The 6,000-nt window shown below is 61.7% G+C and carries 7 protein-coding genes; 5 read left to right on the top strand and 2 right to left on the bottom strand.

Features of this window, described 5'->3' with window-relative positions; all coding sequences use genetic code 11:
• Positions 1-349: membrane dipeptidase (locus tag D8U70_RS03020; protein WP_177433940.1), on the bottom strand; the 349-nt coding region annotated here is incomplete at its 3' end.
• Positions 350-580: 231 nt separating this feature from the next.
• Here D8U70_RS03020 and D8U70_RS03015 point away from each other — a divergent pair.
• Together D8U70_RS03015 and D8U70_RS03010 are read left to right on the top strand one after the other, a co-directional pair.
• Complete coding sequence (locus D8U70_RS03015) at positions 581-982, top strand: lysozyme inhibitor LprI family protein (RefSeq protein WP_024014598.1); 402 nt, start codon at positions 581-583, stop codon at positions 980-982.
• A 47-nt stretch (positions 983-1,029) separates the two neighbouring features.
• Positions 1,030-1,446, top strand: a complete 417-nt coding sequence (locus D8U70_RS03010) for a DUF3010 family protein (protein ID WP_122751556.1) — start codon at positions 1,030-1,032, stop codon at positions 1,444-1,446.
• A gap of 135 nt (positions 1,447-1,581) precedes the next feature.
• Here D8U70_RS03010 and D8U70_RS03005 read toward each other — a convergent pair whose 3' ends face one another.
• Entirely contained in the window at positions 1,582-2,526 is a 945-nt protein-coding gene (locus tag D8U70_RS03005; protein ID WP_122748164.1) for a GlxA family transcriptional regulator, read from the bottom strand.
• A gap of 191 nt (positions 2,527-2,717) precedes the next feature.
• On the opposite strand from D8U70_RS03005, the gene D8U70_RS03000 reads away from it, so the two are divergent.
• The 3 genes from D8U70_RS03000 to D8U70_RS02990 all read left to right on the top strand — a co-directional run bounded on the left by D8U70_RS03000 (position 2,718) and on the right by D8U70_RS02990 (position 5,833).
• The gene (locus tag D8U70_RS03000; RefSeq protein ID WP_024014601.1) at positions 2,718-3,662 is read left to right on the top strand and encodes a choline ABC transporter substrate-binding protein; all 945 of its coding nucleotides are present in this window, start codon (positions 2,718-2,720) and stop codon (positions 3,660-3,662) included.
• A 106-nt stretch (positions 3,663-3,768) separates the two neighbouring features.
• On the top strand, positions 3,769-4,656 hold the full coding sequence (locus D8U70_RS02995) for a 3-keto-5-aminohexanoate cleavage protein (protein WP_024014602.1): 888 nt from the start codon (positions 3,769-3,771) through the stop codon (positions 4,654-4,656).
• Positions 4,657-4,867: 211 nt separating this feature from the next.
• Positions 4,868-5,833: an L-carnitine dehydrogenase gene (locus tag D8U70_RS02990; protein ID WP_016772811.1), complete on the top strand. Its 966-nt coding sequence runs from the start codon at positions 4,868-4,870 to the stop codon at positions 5,831-5,833.
• Positions 5,834-6,000: the final 167 nt, after the last annotated feature.

Genomic DNA, 6,000 nt, shown 5'->3' with positions numbered 1-6,000 from the left:
GCACGATGCCAACGCCGAGCTGCTTGAACACCTCGACATAGCCGATCTGGTCTTCGAAAGCGTGGGCATTCTGGAAGCCGAAGAGGATACCGGTCTTGCCCTGCTCCTTGGCGCGACGGATGTCGGCGGTAGTACGCACCGGCATCACCAGGTCGCTGTTTTCGCGGATCAGTTTCTGGCTGGCAGCGATGTTGTTCACGGTCGCCTGAAAGCCTTCCCACACCGACACAGTGCAGTTGGCTGCCGTCAGACCGCCCTTGCGCATGTCTTCGAACAGCTCGCGGTTCCATTTGGCAATGATCAGACCGTCGATAACGATGCTGTCGGCGTGTAGTTCGGCTGGGCTCATCAGGCGTCCCCTTATTGGCGATTCATGCGCCGAATCGTCTGCCGGCGCTTTGGGGCCAGCATATGCCTCGGTGCCGGGGCGACCGGGTGCAAAAACGACAGGGGAATTGCCGAAAGCGTCAATCCGCGACAAAGGGTCGTCGGCCGCCCTCCTCGGCTGGCTGTTCAAGCCCGCGCGCTTACGCCAGAATCTGCCGCAGCCTGCACCTACCAACGGATTAGAGCGACCCCAATGAAATCGATCTTCCTCGCCCTGGCACTGATTGCGACCGGCGCCCACGCCGCCGAAGAATCCGAGAACAACCCGTGCGACGCGGTGGAAAACGACATCCAGACCCTGGAATGCTCCGCCTACAGCCGCAGCACCGCCGAAGACCTGCTCAAAGACAACTACGCCAGCCTCAACGAACGCATGCAGGCCGCCTACGGCAAGAACCCGACGCAACTGGCCGACATCACCGCCAAACTGAAAACCGCCCAGCAGCAGTGGTTGAAGACGCGGGATGCGGATTGCGCGGTGGAAGCGTTCCCGGCAACGGCGGGGAGCAAGGCGTTCACCATTGCGCAGAATGATTGCGTGGCGCGGATGAGTGATGAGCGGTCGGAGTTTTTGGAGTCGATCGGGCAGGAGTGAGTGTTTGAGCTGTAAGCTGAACCTCTTAAGCCAGTCTAAGGATTCCCATGAACATCTGCGGCATTGAAATCAAAGGCAGCGAAGCGATCATCGCCGTGGCGGCGCTCGACGGTTCGACGTTGAGCCACGTCCCTCTCGCCACAAAAAAGATTGCTCTGGATGACGATGACGAGGCGGCGAAAGTGCGGCGGTTCGCGGCGCAGGTGGCGTCGTTTGTGCGGGAAAACTCGGTGGACCGGATCGCGATCAAAAAGCGCAGCAAAAAGGGCGAGTTTGCCGGTGGGCCGACGACGTTCAAGATCGAGGGCGTGTTTCAGTTGCTTGATGGTTGTGAGGTGACACTGCTGTCGCCGCAGACGATCAATGCCCAGGCCAAGAAGCACAACTTTGAACTGCCGGGGACGTTGAACAAATATCAGCATGAGGCTTACAAGGCGGCGTGTTCGGCGTTGGTGAAGAAATAGCCCTCTCTCAGACGCCGAAAATTAATGTGGGAGCGAGCCTGCTCGCGAATGCAATGTGTCAGGCAACATCAGTGTTGGATGACAGACCGCTTTCGCGAGCAGGCTCGCTCCCACATTGCTTTCATGCAAGCCCATTCACGCCTGTGCGGTACGCCGGTCTTCGCGGGGGCAGCGGGCGAAACGCGCGCGATAACTGCGGGTGAAATACGACGGTGATTCAAACCCGCAGGCAATGCTGACTTCGAGCACGCTCATGTCGGTCTGGCGCAACAGTTGCCGGGCCTTTTCCAGCCTCAACCGCAGATAGAAGTTGCTCGGCGTATCGTTCAGATGCAGCCGGAACAAACGCTCCAGTTGCCGCCGGGTCACCTTGATCGACTCGGCCAGTTGCAACGTGGTCAGCGGCGGTTCGCTGTGCTGTTCCATTTCGCCGATCACCTGCACCAGTTTCTTGTTGTTGATGCCGTAGCGCGTGGCGACTTCCATGCGCTGGTGATCCTTGCGCGGGCGTATGCGCCCGAGCACAAACTGCTCGCTGACCTGAATCGCCAGTTGCGGGCCGTGGGCCTGGGCGATCAGGTCGAGCATCAGATCAATCGAGGCCGTACCTCCCGCCGAGGTGATCCGCCGGCGGTCGATCTCAAACAGTTCTTGGGTGACGCTGAGCTGTGGATAAGACTCCTTGAACGCATCGATCGCCTCCCAGTGCAGGGTCAGGCGATGGCCATCGAGCAGGCCCGCTTCGGCGAGGACGAAGCTGCCGGTGTCGATGGCGCCGAGGGTTACGCCGTCCTTGTCCAGCCTGCGCAGCCAGTGCTCCAGCGTCGGCGTGATGAACTTCAGCGGTTCGAAGCCGGCCACCACCAGCAAGGTCGCGCCTTTCTTCAGCGGCTCCAGCGCCGCATCGGCGTTGACCGACATGCCGTTGCTCGCCAATACCGCGCCGCCATCGGCGCTGAGCACATGCCAGCGGTACAACTCGCCGCGAAAGCGGTTGGCCACGCGCAACGGTTCGATCGCGGAAATAAAGCCGATGGCGGAGAACCCCGGCATCAGCAAAAAGTAGAAATCCTGGGACATGGGCGCACTCGGTTGGCGGGTCGCGTGCCTCGTTGATACGCCGATTATCGGCGGCGTTCAAGCGTGCAGGTCGCTACAGTGCAAATGCCAGTCGCCGCAGTGCGCTTTCACGGGTGCATAGCTGCGTAACTTGGCCTCACCGGCGCGCAGATGCCGGAAACCACAATAATCGAACTGCCGAGGAACCCGACATGAAACGACTGATCAGCAGCTGCGTTCTTGCACTCAGCGGTACCGCTTTCTTCAGCACCGGCGTGATGGCGGCCGAACCGGCCTCCTGCAAGAACGTACGCATGGGCGTGGTCAACTGGACTGACGTGATCGCCACCAGTGCCATGACCCAGGTCCTGCTCGACGGCCTCGGCTACAGCACCAAACAGACCAGCGCCTCGCAGCAAATCATCTTCGCCGGGATCCGCGATCAGCGCCTGGACCTGTTCCTCGGCTACTGGAACCCGCTGATGACCCAGACCATCACGCCATTCGTCGAGGCCAATCAGGTCAAAGTGCTCGAAGCACCGAGCCTGAAAGACGCCCGCGCCACCCTCGCCGTGCCGACCTATCTGGCTGACAAGGGCCTGAAAACCTTCGCCGACATCGCCAAGTTCGAGAAGGAACTGGGCGGCAAGATCTACGGCATCGAGCCAGGCTCCGGCGCCAACACGCAGATCAAGGCGATGATCGCCAAGAACCAGTTTGGTCTGGGCAAATTCCAGCTGGTCGAATCGAGCGAGGCCGGCATGCTCGCCGCCGTCGATCGCGCCGTACGGCGCAAGGAAGCCGTAGTGTTCTTCGGCTGGGCGCCGCACCCGATGAACGTCAACATTCAGATGACCTATCTGACCGGCAGCGAAGACGCCCTCGGCCCGAACGAAGGCATGGCCACGGTGTGGACGGTCACGTCACCGAAGTACGCCGAGCAATGCCCGAACATCGGCCGCCTGCTGGCCAACCTGACGTTCACCGCCGAATCCGAGAGCCGGATGATGCAGCCGCTGCTCGATCACAAGGACGCCTTCGAGTCGGCGAAGCAGTGGCTCAAGGATCACCCCGAAGACAAACAGCGCTGGCTTGAAGGTGTGACGACTTTCGATGGCAAACCGGCTGCTGAAAACCTCCAGCTGACCAGCAAATAACCCTTTATTGAACCTCCCTCTCCCAGATGGGAGAGGCCACTGAACCACGCTTCGCAGCCCCGCCACGGGCTGCGGACAGACCCATCACGCCTGAAGGAAACGCATCATGAACCACGACGTCATCATCACCTGCGCACTCACCGGTGCTGGCGACACGACCGCCAAAAGTCCACACGTGCCGGTCACCCCGAAACAGATTGCCGCTGCCGCGGTGGAAGCGGCCAAGGCCGGCGCCACCGTCGTGCACTGCCATGTGCGCGACCCGCAGACCGGCAAGTTCAGCCGTGACGTGGCGCTGTACCGCGAAGTGATGGAGCGCATCCGCGAGGCGGACGTCGACATCATCGTCAACCTCACCGCCGGGATGGGCGGCGACCTGGAAATCGGCCCTGGCGAGAAGCCGATGGAGTTCGGCCCGAACACCGATCTGGTCGGTCCGCTGACCCGTCTCGCCCACGTCGAAGAACTGCTGCCGGAAATCTGCACCCTCGATTGCGGCACGCTGAACTTCGGCGATGGCGACACCATTTACGTCTCCACCCCGGCGCAACTGCGCGCCGGCGCCAAGCGCATCACCGAACTGGGCGTGAAGGCCGAACTGGAGATTTTCGACACCGGGCATCTGTGGTTCGCCAAGCAGATGATCAAGGAAGGCTTGCTCGACAACCCGCTGTTCCAGCTCTGCCTGGGCATCCCGTGGGGCGCGCCGGCCGACACCACCACGATGAAAGCCATGGTCGACAACCTGCCCGCCGACGCGGTCTGGGCCGGCTTCGGCATCGGCCGCATGCAGATGCCGATGGCGGCGCAAGCGGTGCTGCTGGGCGGCAACGTGCGGGTCGGCCTCGAAGACAACCTGTGGCTGGACAAAGGCGTGCTGGCGACCAATGGCCAACTGGTCGAACGCGCCACGGAAATCCTCAGCCGCCTCGGCGCCCGCGTGCTCACACCGGCAGAAGGTCGCAAAAAAATGGGCCTGACCCAGCGCGGCTGAACCTCACCCTTTCTCCCTGTGAACATAAATTTTGTGGTGAGGGGATTTATCCCCGATGGGTGGCGAAGCCGCCCCAAAACCTGACAACCCGGGGCATCAGATAGACCGATAGCACAGGTTTTACGACTTCTTCGCAGCCGATCGGGGATAAATCCCCTCGCCACGAGAACAGAGTTTCCACAGGGATCACCGAACTCTTCAGGACATCGCCATGCGCTTTATCACCGAAATCAAAACTTTCGCCGCTCTTGGCAGCGGTGTCATCGGCAGTGGCTGGGTCGCCCGCGCCCTCGCCCACGGCCTCGATGTAGTGGCCTGGGACCCGGCGCCCGGCGCCGAAGCGGCATTGCGCCAACGCGTGGCCAATGCGTGGGGCGCGCTGGAGAAAAACGGCCTGGCGCCGGGTGCTTCGCAGGATCGTCTGCGCTTTGTCGCAACCATCGAGGAATGTGTGCGTGACGCCGATTTCATCCAGGAAAGCGCCCCGGAACGGCTGGAACTGAAGCTCGACCTGCACAGCAAGATCAGCGCCGCCGCCAAGCCCGATGCGCTGATCGGCTCCAGCACTTCAGGCCTGTTGCCCAGCGAGTTCTACGAGAGTTCGACGCACCCTGAACGCTGCGTGGTCGGGCATCCGTTCAACCCGGTTTATCTGTTGCCGCTGGTCGAAGTCGTCGGCGGCAGAAACACCGCGCCGGAGGCGGTGCAAGCGGCGATGCAAGTCTACCAATCCCTCGGCATGCGCCCGTTGCATGTGCGCAAGGAAGTGCCGGGTTTCATCGCCGATCGCCTGCTCGAAGCGCTGTGGCGCGAGGCGTTGCACCTGGTCAACGACGGTGTCGCGACGACCGGCGAAATCGACGATGCGATTCGCTTTGGCGCCGGTCTGCGCTGGTCGTTCATGGGCACTTTCCTGACTTACACCCTGGCCGGCGGCGATGCCGGCATGCGCCACTTCATGTCGCAATTCGGCCCGGCGTTGCAGTTGCCGTGGACGTATCTGCCGGCACCGGAGCTGACCGACAAATTGATTGATGATGTGGTCGATGGCACCACCGATCAGCTCGGTCGGCACAGCATTTCCGCGCTGGAGCGCTATCGTGATGATTGTTTGCTGGCGGTGCTTGAAGCGGTGAAGACCACCAAAGAGAAGCATGGGATGAGTTTCAGCGAGTGATGGTTCCGCTTCAGACCGCTGCCCTCACCCTAGCCCTCTCCCAGAGGTAGAGGGGACCGACCGCGGTGTTTATGCGAGCTGCACCGACCTGATCTATCGAGCCGAACTCGAGTTTTGAAAGGCCCCCGATCTGCTCCCTTTCCCCCTCGCCCCCTTGGGGGAGAGGG

Origin of the sequence: Pseudomonas sp. Sample_20 (assembly GCF_004307585.1) — a bacterium.
Classification (GTDB): domain Bacteria; phylum Pseudomonadota; class Gammaproteobacteria; order Pseudomonadales; family Pseudomonadaceae; genus Aquipseudomonas; species Aquipseudomonas atacamensis.
This window is presented reverse-complemented; position numbering and strand designations above follow the sequence as displayed.